The organism is Ruegeria arenilitoris, assembly GCF_013035425.1.
Lineage (GTDB): Bacteria > Pseudomonadota > Alphaproteobacteria > Rhodobacterales > Rhodobacteraceae > Ruegeria > Ruegeria arenilitoris_A.
Window position 1 is genome coordinate 15,891 of sequence record NZ_WQHX01000011.1, and the last position, 15,860, is coordinate 31,750.

General features: G+C 51.5%; 13 protein-coding genes. 5 read left to right on the forward strand and 8 right to left on the reverse strand.

Features of this window, described 5'->3' with window-relative positions; all coding sequences use genetic code 11:
* Position 1: 1 nt before the first annotated feature.
* Both GOV45_RS21235 and GOV45_RS21240 read right to left on the reverse strand, forming a co-directional pair.
* The gene (locus GOV45_RS21235) at positions 2–1,045 is read right to left on the reverse strand and encodes a cysteine desulfurase family protein (protein ID WP_170481907.1); all 1,044 of its coding nucleotides are present in this window, start codon (positions 1,043–1,045) and stop codon (positions 2–4) included.
* A gap of 60 nt (positions 1,046–1,105) precedes the next feature.
* Positions 1,106–1,564: an Rrf2 family transcriptional regulator gene (locus tag GOV45_RS21240; protein ID WP_170481909.1), complete on the reverse strand. Its 459-nt coding sequence runs from the start codon at positions 1,562–1,564 to the stop codon at positions 1,106–1,108.
* A gap of 177 nt (positions 1,565–1,741) precedes the next feature.
* Between GOV45_RS21240 and GOV45_RS21245 the strand changes: the two genes are divergently transcribed.
* The 4 genes from GOV45_RS21245 (at position 1,742) to GOV45_RS21260 (ending at position 6,190) form a co-directional block, all read left to right on the forward strand.
* Positions 1,742–2,395: an alpha/beta hydrolase gene (locus tag GOV45_RS21245; RefSeq protein ID WP_170481911.1), complete on the forward strand. Its 654-nt coding sequence runs from the start codon at positions 1,742–1,744 to the stop codon at positions 2,393–2,395.
* Positions 2,395–2,640: a hypothetical protein gene (locus GOV45_RS21250; RefSeq protein ID WP_170481912.1), complete on the forward strand. Its 246-nt coding sequence runs from the start codon at positions 2,395–2,397 to the stop codon at positions 2,638–2,640. The genes GOV45_RS21245 and GOV45_RS21250 overlap by 1 nt, the downstream gene beginning before the upstream one ends.
* Before the next feature lie 475 nt (positions 2,641–3,115).
* Positions 3,116–4,933 (forward strand): translational GTPase TypA, encoded by a 1,818-nt coding sequence (gene typA, locus GOV45_RS21255; RefSeq protein ID WP_170482067.1) that lies wholly within the window; start codon positions 3,116–3,118, stop codon positions 4,931–4,933.
* Between the two features lie 288 nt (positions 4,934–5,221).
* A complete protein-coding gene (locus GOV45_RS21260) occupies positions 5,222–6,190 on the forward strand; it encodes a hypothetical protein (protein WP_170481914.1) in 969 nt (322 codons plus the stop codon).
* A 96-nt stretch (positions 6,191–6,286) separates the two neighbouring features.
* On the opposite strand, the gene GOV45_RS21265 is transcribed toward GOV45_RS21260, so the two are convergent.
* From GOV45_RS21265 to recA, 4 genes are all read right to left on the reverse strand, one after another.
* On the reverse strand, positions 6,287–6,910 hold the full coding sequence (locus GOV45_RS21265) for a transglutaminase-like cysteine peptidase (RefSeq protein WP_254448086.1): 624 nt from the start codon (positions 6,908–6,910) through the stop codon (positions 6,287–6,289).
* Between the two features lie 352 nt (positions 6,911–7,262).
* Positions 7,263–7,550, reverse strand: a complete 288-nt coding sequence (locus GOV45_RS21275; protein ID WP_170481916.1) for a DUF1330 domain-containing protein — start codon at positions 7,548–7,550, stop codon at positions 7,263–7,265.
* Position 7,551: 1 nt separating this feature from the next.
* Positions 7,552–10,224, reverse strand: coding sequence for an alanine--tRNA ligase (gene alaS / locus GOV45_RS21280; RefSeq protein ID WP_170481918.1), 2,673 nt, complete (start codon positions 10,222–10,224; stop codon positions 7,552–7,554).
* Positions 10,225–10,400: 176 nt separating this feature from the next.
* Positions 10,401–11,468, reverse strand: a complete 1,068-nt coding sequence (gene recA / locus GOV45_RS21285) for a recombinase RecA (RefSeq protein WP_170481920.1) — start codon at positions 11,466–11,468, stop codon at positions 10,401–10,403.
* A 191-nt stretch (positions 11,469–11,659) separates the two neighbouring features.
* Between recA and GOV45_RS21290 the strand changes: the two genes are divergently transcribed.
* Entirely contained in the window at positions 11,660–12,253 is a 594-nt protein-coding gene (locus GOV45_RS21290) for a sulfotransferase family 2 domain-containing protein (RefSeq protein WP_170481922.1), read from the forward strand.
* A gap of 5 nt (positions 12,254–12,258) precedes the next feature.
* On the opposite strand, the gene GOV45_RS21295 is transcribed toward GOV45_RS21290, so the two are convergent.
* Both GOV45_RS21295 and GOV45_RS21300 read right to left on the reverse strand, forming a co-directional pair.
* Positions 12,259–14,550, reverse strand: coding sequence for an ATP-binding protein (locus GOV45_RS21295; protein ID WP_170481924.1), 2,292 nt, complete (start codon positions 14,548–14,550; stop codon positions 12,259–12,261).
* A 109-nt stretch (positions 14,551–14,659) separates the two neighbouring features.
* Positions 14,660–15,823: an RsmB/NOP family class I SAM-dependent RNA methyltransferase gene (locus GOV45_RS21300; RefSeq protein WP_170481927.1), complete on the reverse strand. Its 1,164-nt coding sequence runs from the start codon at positions 15,821–15,823 to the stop codon at positions 14,660–14,662.
* Positions 15,824–15,860 lie beyond the last annotated feature (37 nt).

Below are 15,860 nucleotides of genomic sequence, written 5' to 3' on the forward strand. Positions count from 1 at the left end.
ATCACGCGGCTCGCGCGCGATGCTTTTTCTCTTTTTCCAGCCACGTTTCCGCGAAACGAAGCACATTTTCTTCGGTCGTCTCAGGGCCCAGCGACACGCGAATCGCGCTGGCTGCAATCCCCTCGTCAAAACCCATTGCAGTCAACACCGCACTGGCGCAGACCTTACCACTTGAACACGCCGAGCCTGCGCTAATCGCGAACCCCGACAAATCCATCTGCATAACCTGCGTTTCGCCTTTCCATCCGGGTGTGGCAAAACACGATGTGTTCGGCAGACGATCCTGATCTTTCCCGACAAAAATAGTCGCTTGTGACCCGGCCTCAAGGGCCTTTTCTAGAATATTTCTAAATTCTGCAACCCTTTGCCATACACCATTTGCCAAATCTCGTGCCGATGCCTCGGCCGCGGCGCCGAATCCGGCAATCCCCACAACGTTTTCGGTTCCAGATCGACGGCCCATTTCTTGCCCGCCGCCCTTTATTTGTGGGGCAAGGTCTGTGCCGCGTTTCATCACGATTGCACCAATTCCTTTAGGACCGCCAAGCTTATGCGCGGAAATCAGTGCAATTTGCGCGCCCAACCAGTTGAAGGCGATCGGCAACTTGCCAAATGCCTGGGTCGCATCTGTAACGGCAAGCCCGTTAGGTAAATTCTGAACAATTCCTGTTTCGGAATTTGCCAACTGCAATGTGGAATTTATGGGATCGTCAATTGTCACGATACCGCTGGTGGAAACGGGTAAAACCTCATCAGTCCATGCCCTTACCGCGTCATGTTCAATTGCAGCACTTTGCAGTTGCCGCCCTTGCAACGCCAAGGCGGCCGCTTCAGTTGCCCCGGAAGTGAAAACAACGTCAGCTCCATCGGCGCCAAAAGCATTAGCAATCTGTGCCCTGGCTTTTTCCACCAAGGATTTCGCAGCTCTTCCTTCCGCATGGACGGATGATGGGTTTCCAACAAAATCCATTGCTTGAATCATCGCCGCCCTTGCCTCGGGTCTTAGTGGAGCAGTCGCATTATGATCCAGATAAACACGTTTCATGAATGCATCTTTTCTTGAATTGGGCTTGAGCTTGTTTCCATACCGCGCGTCGCTTTCTTTTCAGTCGTCCACGACTGCAAATAGGGTCGGCACTGCAGGACAAGGTGCGAGATCGTTTCTTATTACATCTGACAGCCGCGTTTGATGAAGGAAAACATAGACGTGGGCACTTAGACTTTCCCACAACCGATTCGTTAGCGATTGTGCGCGGCTGCCTGAAGAACCGCCCGAAGCGCCAGCCCCTTTGTGCATAGCATCAACTGTCTCGTCGACCGCGGCAAGTATTTCGACCACACGAATGTCTGACGCTGGACGCGCCAGGCGGTATCCACCTCCGGGACCGCGTACCGATGCAACAAGATCTGCTCGCCGAAGTTTAACAAACAACTGCTCCAAATAAGGCAACGATATATCCTGGCGCTCGGAAATCTCACTCAAAGTGACCAACTGATCAGACGGTTGTAAGGCGATATCGGCAAGAGCGACCATTGCATAGCGACCTTTAGTCGAAAGCTTCATATCGTACCCTCGCGGTAAGATCAGTGCGAAAACATTGACGCCGCCGCAGCCAGTGCGTATCTCCGACTGACAGCGCTATTGCGCACAGTGAAATAATTAGAACCGTTCTAAGGTGCCCGCGGATTACCGTCAAGCGTATCCCGGTGCCAACGAGAAAAAGACAGGACAAAAGCCCATATGCCCGAGGTGATTTTTCCCGGACCCGAAGGCCGCCTTGAAGGCCGCTACCACCCACAGAAGGAAAAAGACGCACCGATTGCGATTGTTCTGCACCCGCACCCACAATTTGGCGGGACCATGAACAACAAGGTGGTCTACAATTTGCACTACGCTTTTTACAACATGGGCTTTACCGTACTGCGGTTCAACTTCCGTGGCGTTGGGCGAAGCCAGGGGGAATATGACCAGGGCGTAGGCGAGTTGAGCGATGCCGCCTCAGCGTTGGATTATCTTCAGTCCATGAACAACAACTCGAAACATTGCTGGGTTGCCGGCTTCTCGTTTGGTGCGTGGATTGGAATGCAGCTATTGATGCGCCGACCAGAAATTACCGGATTTATCAGTGTGTCGCCGCCTGCCAATATGTATGACTTTTCGTTTTTGGCGCCCTGCCCATCCTCGGGCTTGATAATCAATGGTTCTGCGGACCGTGTAGCCCCACCTGCCGATACGACGGCCTTGGTGAATAAACTGCACGAACAGAAAGGCATCACTATCACTCATAACGAGGTGGCAGGTGCTGACCATTTCTTTCAGGATCGCCACATGGACACTTTGATTACCGAGGTGACCGAATACGTGAAACGCAGGCTGACTGAGAATACACGCTAATGTCAGACACCATTACCACATTGGCAGCAAAATTGGCCGAAGACACCATGAAGGTAATGGATGAAACCGGCGAAGACCGTTTCTTTGTCGAGGTCGGAGAAGTTTTGGCCGCCGCGTCGCAAACTTTGGAGGAGGCCTTTTTAACGGAAATCCGTGTCCGTATGGCTGAACGCAAAGCTCGGCAGTTCGTAGTTAAACGACTGACAGAGCATAGGTCGCGACTTAAGGCGATCGAGAAGCAATAATTGCCAGTATAACTGAACCGCAAAAAGGAGCTAAAAAGCTCCTTTTTTATTGTCTGCCAATATAGGGCAAAACCCGAACACGTATTTTCGATCTAAAGCTCTGGCCCGAGCAATTATTGACGAAAAACTCACCGAAAAGTCGTTAGAGTCGAGATCGCGGTGACGAATTCTACAAAACAAGCCATTCAAGAATTCAATAGATAATCATTAACGAACGACTGCTTTACAACGCTCTCTCTTTAGATATTGGCTGTCCAACTTTCTTGGTTCAATGAAACTACTCGACGGAAACCAGTCAATTCCTTCTTGTTTGCCTTCACTATGGGTATCGCCGGTTTCATTTCCAGTATGCCACCTACCCTGTCAATGTGACCCTTTTCGGATATCTCTGGCAATTGATCGCGGGTAGGGGCTGGAAACTTTGTCCGTGCCGCGTTATGCGCCCGTCAACTTCCCGTTCAAAGGCATACCTCTCATGGACCTGCGTAATATCGCGATCATCGCCCACGTCGACCACGGCAAAACAACTCTTGTGGACGAACTGCTCAAACAGTCCGGAGCATTCCGGGAAAATCAGGCTGTCGCTGAACGTGCAATGGACAGCAATGACCTGGAGCGCGAGCGCGGCATAACGATTTTGGCCAAAGCAACGTCAGTGGAATGGAAAGGTACGCGCATCAACATCGTTGACACCCCGGGTCACGCGGATTTCGGCGGCGAGGTCGAACGTATCCTTAGCATGGTGGACGGTGTTGTGCTCCTGGTAGACGCCGCCGAGGGGCCGATGCCGCAAACCAAGTTTGTAACGTCAAAAGCCCTCGCCCTCGGACTTCGCCCAATCGTTGTGCTGAACAAAGTCGACAAACCCGATGCCGAACCAGATCGCGCATTGGACGAGTGCTTTGACTTGTTCGCAAATCTGGGCGCAGACGATGATCAGCTGGACTTTCCGGCAATGTACGCTTCGGGTAGGTCCGGTTGGGCTGATATGGACCTTGACGGACCGCGCAAGGATTTGACCGCCTTGTTTGACCTAATTGTCGACCACGTTCCAGCGCCCCAGCAAGCATCGCATAAGGACGAACCCTTTCGCATGTTGGCGACCACTCTGGGCAGTGACCCCTTTATTGGCCGAATTCTGACTGGTCGCGTAGAAAGCGGCACTCTCAAAGCTGGCGACAGCCTTAAAGCACTTAGCCGCGATGGAACTCTGATAGAGAATTTTCGCGCTTCCAAAATTTTGGCGTTCAGGGGCCTCAGCCAGCAGGCCATCGACTTAGCTGAGGCGGGTGACATTGTAACCATTGCTGGGATGAGCAAGGCTACAGTGGCTGACTCCCTTGTTGCACCTCAGGTTGACGAGTCCCTACCCGCCCAGCCGATCGATCCCCCGACCATATCCGTCACTTTTGGCATCAATGACTCACCTCTGGCCGGGCGCGACGGCAAGAAAGTGCAATCTAGGGTAATTCGCGACAGGTTAATTAAAGAAGCTGAATCCAACGTGGCCATTCGAATAACGGATACCCCCGGCGGAGAGGCCTTCGAAGTTGCGGGCCGCGGCGAACTTCAGATGGGTGTATTGATTGAGAACATGCGCCGCGAAGGATTTGAGCTTAGCATTTCGCGCCCTCAAGTTCTGTTTCGTGAGGAAAACGGGCAGCGCTTGGAGCCGATCGAAGAAGTTACTATCGACGTTGATGACGAATATTCTGGCGCCGTGATCGAAAAAATAACTGGGGCCCGGAAAGGAGAGCTGGCCGAAATGCGACCGGCTGGTGCTGGCAAAACCCGGATTATTGCGCTGGTGCCATCACGTGGTTTGATCGGATACCACGGGGAGTTCCTGACGGACACCCGCGGAACAGGCGTTCTGAACCGCGTTTTTCACGGATGGGCACCACACAAGGGGCCTATTCCGGGGCGACGTGCCGGTGTTTTGATCTCAATGGAGAAAGGACAAGCCGTAGCTTACGCTCTTTGGAACCTAGAAGAACGTGGCAGAATGTTCGTCGGGCCGCAAACCGAGGTCTATCAAGGCATGGTGATAGGTGAGCATTCCCGGGAGAATGATCTTGAAGTAAACCCACTTAAGGGCAAAAAACTGACCAATGTCCGGGCCAGCGGTTCAGATGATGCAGTGCGCCTGACACCGCACATCCAGTTCTCGCTGGAGGAAGCCATTGCATATATTGATGACGATGAATTGGTCGAAGTCACTCCAAATGCGGTTCGTCTGCGCAAAAGATTTTTGGATCCGCACGAACGAAAACGCATGTCCAAGGCGGTGTAGACTTGTTTCCAATCGGGCAACAGTGCCCTAATTGTGACATTTTTGCTTCCATTTGCAAGATTTACGATTTTCAAAAATCGTTGCAAGCAAACAGCTTTCTGTTTGTTTTGGTTGTATTTTTTTAATTTGAGTCAACTTTAATTCAATTGTCTCGATTGATCTCCGCCTTGCAATTCAGGCATCACAGGGGTGTAACTGCGGCCAAAATGTGACCTTGATCACAATCAAATCAAAGCCACACGGCTTATAAGGCGAGCAAGTAATTAACGAGTTCTAAGGAGAAGCGCTATGCGCATTAAGTCAAGTTTGTTATCTGCAGTATTTGTCTCTGCAGCTTTGCCCATGATGGCTCCGACTTCAGCCAGCGCTATGTGTACGGTAGCCACGGCAAGGCAATCTGTTTCTACTAATACATTGTGTGCTTGTGATGTCGTAAGTTCACGCATGCTGAAATACATTCAGCGTCGCGCAGACTTTGAAAGCATCTTGGAACGCACACTCATCGAATGCCCTGCTTTCGCAGCTGTCTTGACCGACTTGCCGACAGCATCGATTGGCCTAGCTGAGCAACGTTCGGGAGATGGACCTGCTGATGAAAGTTCCGGACGCAGAAGTGGTTCGGGCGATGGTAGCCAAAGTGGCGAAAACAATTCTGCCGATGACAGCGATCCAAGTGACGATAGCACGCAAGCCGGTCGCGACCCGAGCAGTGACCCAGACCCCAGAGGTGGTGGTAATCCATCCAACGATGGTGATCCTACTGACGACGGCGATCCTACTGACGACGGCGATCCAACCGACGGCGGCGATCCTACTGACGGTGGAGATCCTACTGACGACGGCGATCCAAAGGATGGCGGTGACCCAACGGATGATGGTGATCCGAAAGATGATGGAGACCCTACGGACGATGGTGATCCTACTGACGATGGTGATCCGAAAGACAACAACGGTCACGGAAATGGCGACGAGGGCGACTGTCAGGGAAGCGATTGCAGCGATGGCAGCAACCCCGCGAGAGAAAAGCGTGAGTTGGCCAGAACGCTCCGCGAATCTGCAAAAGAGCATCGAGAAGCTGCACGAGCGGCTCGCGAGGCCGGTAACTTAGACGATGCAAGATTGCAGCGGCAGCGAGCGAATGACCTGCAGGAACTGGCCGATCATTACAGAGATGCTGCCAGAGCAGAACGAGAAGCTGCTCGTGAAGCTAGAGGTGGTGGTCGCCAAGGGCGTTCCGAAGACGATATTGGAAGGTAACATTTAGGTCCGCGAGGACATTACCTCTTCAACAACCAGAAAGGGCGGTACGCTTGCGCATCCGCCCTTTTTCTTCGCTAAAATTTCGAGGAAAGCTCAACTACGACCGTAGACTCCCACCCAATTGCGAGGTTGGTTGGGGTCCTGCATCCGCAAAAATAAATAGCGTGTCGCCGCCCAGGGTTTAATCCGATTTGTCAGGTTATCCAAAACCAGATCGCCTTGACTGGATCTGTATACCAGAACTGCATGTGCATTTCTGCGGGTATCCAGCACAGTAGCCAGCAAAAGTCTGCGTGGATCGATACCTGCTTTTATTAGATCTCGCTTCTTCAAAAGAGCAAAATCTTCGCAATCTCCACCCAAGGATGTGGGTAATGCCCAGAACTCACGCGTTTTATATTGAGATTGATCGGTGACTTCCCTTGTCGAGCGGTTAACCCTGCTGTTGATTTGCTTCACTATCTTCAGTTCCTGACTGCTGGAAAGAGAAGACGAAGCTTTTTGCGCGCATGCCCAGGAATATTGACGGCAAAGCTGCTGAGCACCTGACGGTGGCGGTGAAGCAACCGCGCTCTGAATAAATGCTGTTCCAGTAGCCGACACCGGTGTCCCAAGTAGAAATGAGACGCTCAATAGAGCGGAAGCAGTTGCTGCACGCCCCATCAGGGTCCTTGCGCGCTTAATCAATGCGCTTAGTTTTTCGCCAACGGGTGTCATGCCTGTCCCTCAATCCTGTCGCTTCCAGTTGATTGGCGCGTATAAGGACCACTTACAGTCTTTCGGAAACTATCCGTAAACGGGGGCCTTTGCGCAATCTTCGTACAAGGTGACGGGGAAAAACGGCGGAAATTCGTCACTTTTGGTGGCCATTTGCGTTCAAGATAGTGGCAAGCCCAAACACAATTGTAGTGAAAGCACAGACACAATCATCGATCTAATAAGGCGTAACCATTGGAATTTATTTTCTAATTTAGTGCCCTGAAAGCATACAACGCTATACTAGTCCCGGGCACTGCAAGTGGGTGTAAATGCTACCCGACCTGTTCGGACTACCGAGGTCGAGTGATTCTTAATCAGTGAGCTCGACCACGACCAATTCGCGCTCACTGGCGCCACGCGCATGATCCAACGCCTTTTGGTATTCAGGTGAATTGTAACAGGCCACGGCTGCTTCCACTGAAGGAAACCGAGCTACCACATTGCGAGGACGATCTTTGCCTTCCAATTGAACGTAACGCGCATTTCGCGCAATGAACTCTCCGCCATGTGCCGCCAAAGCAGGTCCCGCGAGTTCCGCATATTTTCCATAGGCTTCTGCATCGGTCACGGTCACATGAGCAATCCAAAGTGCGGTCATTCTATCCTCCTAAAATCAGCTCAACAGCTTTTATCGCGGCGTCCGAGTTCGAGGTATCCTTTCCCCCACCCTGCGCCATATCAGGACGACCACCGCCCCCTTTTCCGCCCAATTCCGCGACAGCCGCCCTTACCAAATCCACTGCCGAAACACGGTCTGTCAAATCGTTGGTCACGCCAGCCGCAACCGCCGCTTTTTCGCCCGTGTCCGCGATCAACAAAATGGCGCCCGATCCGAGACGGGTTTTATGCTCGTCAATGAGCGTCGGTAGGTCCTTACCAGACACGCCTGTTAGAGTTTGCGCCAGGAACTTGACGCCGTTCACGTCACGTGGCTCCACACCGCCGCCCTTTCCGCCCCCCCCAGTCATTGCTAAGTCGCGACGGAGCTGCGCCACTTCATTTTGAAGGGCTTTACGTTCTTCCAACAAGGATTTGACCCGATCGACAACAGCATCTGGCTGGGCCTTGAGCTCCAATGCTACCTGCGCGAGTCGGTGGTCCTGCGCCGAGAGATAACTGAATGCCTCATCCCCAGTTAACGCCTCAATCCGGCGTACGCCAGCACTGCTGGCGCTATCGCCCAAAACAACGAAAGTACCAATATCGCCGGTCTGACGAACGTGAGTACCGCCGCACAGCTCTATCGACCAGGTGTCGCCGTTGTGACCTTTGCCCGTGGGGGCTTTGCCCATTGAAACCACGCGCACCTCATCCCCGTATTTTTCACCAAACAGAGCTTGAGCCCCCAATTCGCGGGCGTCGTCTGGGGTCATGATCCGGGTTTCAACAGTCGAGTTCTGCCGAATGAATTCATTCACCTCTCGCTCAACCTTCTGAATTTCCTCCAAGCTCAGAGCCTTGGAGTGACTAAAGTCAAATCTCAGTCGTTCCGCGGCATTTAGTGAGCCCCGCTGAGCAACGTGATCACCCAGAGTCTCTCTGAGCGCCTCGTGCAGTAAGTGCGTTGCCGAGTGATTGGCACGTATGGCCGTTCTTCGGGCTTGATCGACCTCAAGAACAACCGCGTCGCCCTTGGAAAGCGTTCCATGGTCAACTGTTACTTTGTGCGCATACACCTTACCGTCGGCGAACTTGCGGGTGTCTTCAACTCTTGCCAGATCATCTGGGCTATCCAGGCGCCTGATCTCGCCCGTATCGCCAATCTGTCCACCAGCTTCGCCGTAAAAAGGCGTCTGATTTACAATCACCCAACCGCTTGAGCCTTGATCGATTTTTTCAACCAATGCTCCATCCACAACCAATGCCGATACCTGCCCTTCGGCTTTTTCTGTCTCATAACCAAGAAAGTCGGTTGCACCCGATGTGTCGAGTACATCGAACCAAACAGCCTGATCCGCAGCCTCACCAGACCCCGCCCAAGCCGCACGTGCCTTGGCTTTCTGCTCGGCCATCGCCGCATCAAAACCATCCGTGTCTACAGTTAGGCCTTTTTCCCGAAGCGCGTCTTGTGTCAAGTCCAATGGGAAGCCGTAGGTATCATACAGCTTAAATGCCGCATCACCGGACAGCGGATCGCCTTCAGGCAGCCCGGCCACCTCATCATCAAGCAGTTTTAAACCACGATCTAACGTTTGCTTGAATCGGGTTTCTTCCAGCAGCAGCGTTTCTTCGATCAAAGGCTGAGCCAGTCCCAGTTCCGAGTATTGCGCGCCCATTAATTGAACCAGCGTTGGCACCAGTTGATACATCACAGGGTCTTTAGCACCCAACAAATGAGCATGACGCATCGCCCGTCGCATGATCCGGCGCAATACATAGCCGCGACCGTCGTTGGACGGCATTACGCCATCCGCAATCAGAAACGAAGTAGAGCGCAAATGATCTGCAATCACCCGGTGATGTACATTTTGATCGCCGTAGGGATCGACATTAGTCAGATCAGCCGATGCCTCAATCAGTGTCTTGAAGAGATCGGTGTCATAATTGTCATGGCTACCTTGTAACAGAGCGCCAATCCGTTCCAGCCCCATGCCGGTATCAATTGACTGCATGTCCAGTTCGGTCATCGATCCGTCTTCGAACTGTTCGTTCTGCATGAAAACGATGTTCCAGATTTCGATAAAACGGTCGCCATCCTCTTCGGCAGATCCTGGAGGGCCACCCCAAATGTGATCACCGTGATCATAGAATATCTCGGTGCAAGGACCACATGGACCGGTCGGTCCCATTTGCCAGAAGTTATCGTTTGTTGCGATACGAATGATCCGATCTTCTGGGACTCCAACTTTTTTCCAGATGTCGAACGCTTCGTCATCGGTGTGGAAGACAGTCGCCAACAGACGGTTCTTGTCGATACCGAATTCCTTGGTAATCAGTTCCCAGGCAAAAGGGATCGCCTCTGTTTTGAAATAGTCACCAAAAGAGAAATTCCCGAGCATTTCAAAAAAAGTGTGATGCCTCGCGGTATAACCGACGTTATCCAAATCATTATGTTTTCCGCCGGCCCGCACACATTTCTGCGCCGTAGTGGCACGTTTGTAATCCCGCGTTTCAAGACCTGTGAACAGGTTCTTAAATTGGACCATGCCCGAATTGACAAACATAAGTGTCGGATCGTTTCGAGGGACCAACGGGCTGGATGCAACAACTTCGTGCCCTTGCTTGGAGAAGTAGTTCAGAAAGGTCGAACGGATATCGTTTAGCGTGGGCATTAGGCTCTCTCAGCGCGTATTCACAAGGACACGCGATGGTTTAGCCCTACGCCTCGTGAGTGTCCACAGCGTAGACTGCTGAAACCAAACAAGACGAACCCGAAGGTCCGTCTTGCATTCGGAAATACTAGTGCCGATTTAGCATTGCCAATTTGTTCAGCCCAAATTCGCGGACGTCAGGCCTCAAGAATATCGTCCTCCTCGGCGGTGCTGGGAGGCATATCGAAATCCAACCCATGAGCTGCGCGGATTTTATCTTCGATCTCAAGGGCGACGCGGTCATTGTCACGCAAATATTGCTTAGCGTTTTCACGACCCTGCCCGATCCTTTCGTCACCATAGCTGAACCAAGATCCCGATTTTTCGACCACACCAGCCTTTACGCCCAGGTCAAGCAATTCACCCATCTTGCTGATGCCCTCACCATACATGATGTCGAATTCCACTTGCTTAAATGGTGGCGCCACCTTGTTCTTGACTACTTTAACGCGCGTCTGGTTGCCAACGACTTCGTCCCGATCTTTGATGGCACCGATCCTGCGGATATCAAGGCGAACCGAACTGTAGAACTTCAGGGCATTACCGCCTGTCGTTGTTTCAGGGCTTCCAAACATCACGCCAATCTTCATCCGAATCTGGTTGATGAAAATCACCATGCAATTCGATCGACTAATGGAGCCCGTCAGCTTACGCATCGCCTGACTCATCAAGCGAGCCTGCACACCGACATTGCTATCACCCATATCACCTTCCAACTCAGACTTTGGCGTTAGCGCCGCCACCGAGTCGACCACAACCATGTTCACCGCACCGGACCTAACAAGCGTATCCGTTATCTCTAAAGCCTGTTCGCCCGTATCAGGCTGCGAAATCAGCAACTCATCCAGATCAACTCCCAATTTGCGCGCATATTGCGGATCAAGTGCATGTTCAGCATCCACAAAAGCGCAAACTCCACCGCGCTTTTGCTGTTCGGCTATGCAATGCAAAGTCAATGTCGTTTTACCGGAGCTTTCTGGTCCATAAATCTCGACAATCCTTCCCATAGGCAGACCACCGATACCCAAAGCGATATCCAGACCCAACGAGCCTGTTGAGCTAGCCTCAATCTCTTGCTTGGCCTCATCGCCCAGCTTCATTATTGAGCCCTTACCAAACTGCCGCTCGATCTGGGCCAGCGCACTGTCGAGCGCCTTTTGCTTGTCTGCGTTTTTTTTGTCGCTCATTGTCAGAAGATCCGCCATTGTCCTGTCGCTTTCTCTTTTGTCACACCCTTGAACGGGCGGCAATCACTGCTTTGTTCGCCTCTTGTTCCTTATGAGACCAAAAAGAGAACATTTCAACAAAAACTTATGAAAAGAACTGTTCTGGATTTGTGTTAAGGAGTCGTTTACGACAATCTGAAATCCTAAAGCTATTGAAGGCAAACGATAAAATGCTGGTATTTGTTGAAGAACGACTTGCGCTTTTGTCAGTGCCCAAAACAGGCAGTACAGCGTTACAGGCAGCGCTTTGTGATCGGGCCGATATTGTTGTCACCAACCCGCCAGAGCTCAAACACGCGACGGTCCGCCGCTTTGACCGGTTTTTTCAAACCATGTTTCGAAAAATGCTGGCAACAGAGATGGAAATAATGGGCGTCGTACGGGAACCAGTCGATTGGCTCGCAAGCTGGTACAGATACCGAAGTCGGCCCGAATTGATAGGTCACACCAATTCTACCCGCAGCGTGACATTTGAAGAATTCGTAAGAGGCTACCTGCACAAACCACGAGCTAGTTTTGCCGACGTTGGAAGCCAGACAGATTTCTTTCGACCTCGTAGTAATGGCGCAGGGGCAATTCATCTCTTCAAATACGAAAATCAGGATAGGATTTTGAATTTCTTGCAATCACGTTTAAATTGCGACATCCGATTACCGCGCATGAATGTGTCTCCCAAATGCCCTGTTGATTTGAATCCGGAAACCGTCCGGCGTTACCGTAATATCTGTGCCGAAGAGTTCAGATTGCACGAAATGGCTCAATAAGCTGTCTAGTTAATGTTTTGAAATACAGCCTCGGTTAGTTGCGTAAGCGAAAATGGTTTTGGCAGGAAAGTTGAATTTGTTATGTCCGGTCCCGCTTTACCAAAAGCGCCTTCTGTATAACCCGATACAAATATTACGTGTACATCCGGCCTCGTTTTAAGAGCCTTACGCACCCACGTCGGGCCGTCCATTCCGGGCATTACGACATCGGTGACAAATACATCCACGGTTAAATTTTCATCTTCAAGCAGACGCAAAGCCTCTTCACCCGAGCCTGCTTCAAGGACAGTATATCCCTTCAACCGAAGTGCTCGGGTTGCAAAGGCACGTACTGGCGCTTCATCTTCGACCAAAAGAACAACCCCATCTCCTTGTCGCGGGTTTTGATCCGCAAGGTTAATTGTGACTTTCGGTTCAGGGATTTCTGTGTGCGCACTGACTGGCAGGAAAACAGTGAATTCGCTACCACTCCCCTCAATGCTGTCGACAAAAATAAAGCCACCGGTCTGTTTAACTATGCCGTAAACTGTGGAAAGGCCAAGCCCAGTGCCTTCTCCGGTGCGTTTGGTGGTATAAAATGGCTCAAAAACTTTTTGCAATTTGTCGCCGGGAATTCCAACACCACTGTCGATGACTTTAACCGTTACATACTCGCCAATTGGAACTGTCGCCCGATCCCGCGCTATCGGTTGGTCCACGCTGAGCACTTCGGTTTCGATCCGAATCTCGCCCCCTTCAGGCATTGCGTCTCTTGCATTGACAACAAGATTCATCAGCACCTGCTCAAGTTGCCGCTTGTCCGCACGGACTGGCTTGAGCACCGGATCATGACTGAGCACCAAACGGACCTTTTCACCTACTAATCGGTTCAAAAGGTAGATGAGGTCGGAAATTGTGTCCCGCATATCCAGAACTTCGGGTCTTAGGTTCTGTTTTCGGGAAAAGGCCAAAAGCTGACTTACAAGAGCTGCCGCACGGTTAGCGTTCTGGTTTATCTGCACCAGATCTCCATAATCGGGGTCACGCTGATCGTGACGAAGCAACAGCAGATCGCAATGACCGGAAATTGCTGTCAGCAAATTGTTGAAATCGTGCGCCACCCCCCCTGCCAACTGTCCGACAGCTTGCATTTTCTGCCCTTGGACGAACTGAGCTTCTAGTGTCTTTAGTTCGGTTGCATCATTTAGAACAGCGATCAAGCAGACACGCCCCGCGCGAATGATCCGGGACAGCGTGACTTGAACAAAAATGTCTTTATCATTTTGTGTCAGACGCAAAATCTCTGAATGCGGTGGCAAATCCTCTTCCGCCGTACGGCTCAACCAATCGGCGATAGGGTGTGCAAGACCCTGCATGATGTCCGTAAATTTAGTAGTCCCCGGCTCGACCTCGCCTATCAATCGGCTGGCTAAGCTGTTTATCTCCAGAATGTCTCCGTTTGGCGATAAGCTCATCATTGGAACAGGCAATGCAGCGATGGATGAACTCGCTTGATAATTGCTCGGGCTATTTACCGGTAGCAAAAGCAAATCGCGCTCGCCCCCGTCGCGATTTATAGTCGTGGTGACAACCAGACGCTTACCTTGTGTGGTGTCCACTAAACATTGGCATCCGTTATTGCATGTATTCTGAGACACAACTTCAGCCAGAGTATTAGGTTTGCGTCCCAAGAACTGTTCCGCAGCAAAATTTACGTTGACAACCCTGTCCTTGCGCCCGATCGACAATATCGGCAGGTCAATGTTTTGCCATCTGGGAAGGGCGGCCATACCAATTCGCCAGAAATAAACATCCTCACTGAGACGAGACGCAGACACTGGAACAACATGCCCATCAAGGACAACTTCGTCACTTGCCTTGCCTTTCGCATTGGCTCTGGATTGGAGTCGCAAAAGAGTAGCTGCAGGGTTTGCAATCAATGACCGCAAACAAGACTCCAGTTGAGAACCAATGACAGCATTGAACCGGTCGGTTGCCTCGGGATTCGATACCAAAACCTCACCTTCGGCGTTTGCGACCATGCAAGCCTCGTTTTCGCGTTCAACAAAGGCCCTCAGGACAGCGCGAACTTTCTTTTCTGCGTGCCAGTGTATCCAGGCTCTAGCTTTGAAAAATATGGCCGGCGAAAGAATTGAAGCGGCGACGACTATCACGCCTGTTTGCCATTGAGGTGGAACAAGGTTCAATACAGGCAAAGCGCTCAGTACGATTGCAAAAACCGCCAACGAAGCGACGCGCCGGTGTCCGACGCGCCATTGGCCAGACGGATTAAAAGAAAGTTCCAAATTATCAGACATAAAATTCTCAGGTTATAGACTTTTATAACCAGTATTGGTTCGAATTGGTTAACCATAGCTTAACACGCACAAAATGCGAAAACTCTATTTTTGACTATATTTCATATAGTTACGATCGCGTCAAGTGCGCAGAAAAGAACCCGTCGGTCCGTTTGGATACCATCCACTGCTTACGCCAGTCAGACTGCCAACCCGGGTGATTATTCAAAAAACCCTCCACCACTGAATCGTTTTCAGCCGACAAAATCGAGCAGGTAACATAGGCCAACAATCCGCCAGGTGAAACAAGCGGTGCTGTTGAACCAAGGATTTTCATCTGAGCACTAACAAGTTTTGAAAGGCGGTCTGGAGTTAGCGCCCACTTACCTGCGGGCGCTCTGCGCCAGGATCCGCTACCGGAACACGGTGCATCGATAAGAATGATGTCAAATCCGGGGTGCGCGAACACTTCTTCAGTAGATAAAATCTTGATCTCAGCCCCTGCGCGTTGGGCGCGTGCTGGTAGATCATGCATTCTGGCTGGGTTCGCATCATGCGCAAAAATTTTTACAGAATTGGAAAGGGCTGCAATGGCCAAAGCCTTTCCGCCGCCTCCGGCACAATAGTCAATAATCCGCATACCCGGACGCAAAGGCAGCGCAGCAACAACAGCTTGACTGGCAGCATCTTGTAACTCCACCAATCCAGATAAATAAGCGTGGCTTTGGGCGACCTTGCGGGCACCTTCTTTTACTTCAAGTGCCGTCTCACAAGCTGGGTGAACCTCTGTGCTGATCCCCTCCCGCATAAGTTCTTGGGCAGCTTGCTGGCGATTAACCTTTTGCAAATTTACACGTAAATGTAATGGCGCACGACTTTGAAGCGCGGTCGCCGCCGCCTGCGCCTCGTCACCAAGCGAACGTTGAAACTCTGGCCACAGCCATTCTGGGACATCAAACCTTTCTGACTCGGTCACAAAGTCCCGGCCAACTTCGCTTTCCTCAAGCGGATCGGGCGCATGCCGATCACCTGTGAACAACTCATTAGGATCAGCTCCCAAGGACCTTATTGCGCCGATCATTAGGCCGCGCCCGTTTTCTGAGCCTCCACGCGCTGCGAATGACCGGCGGCACCGAAGCGCGTCAAACACATGATCGCGGACTGCCGCGCGATCCTTCGAGCCAGCAAATCGACTTCTTCGAGCCCACCCGGTCAAAGCCTTTTCGGCGGGCGATCCATCAAGAATATCATCCAATATTTCTATTGCTGCCTGAACTCGGGCGGAGGGCGTCATGTTAGTTTCAAGTCCTCCGCCTAAGCGACTTCATTAG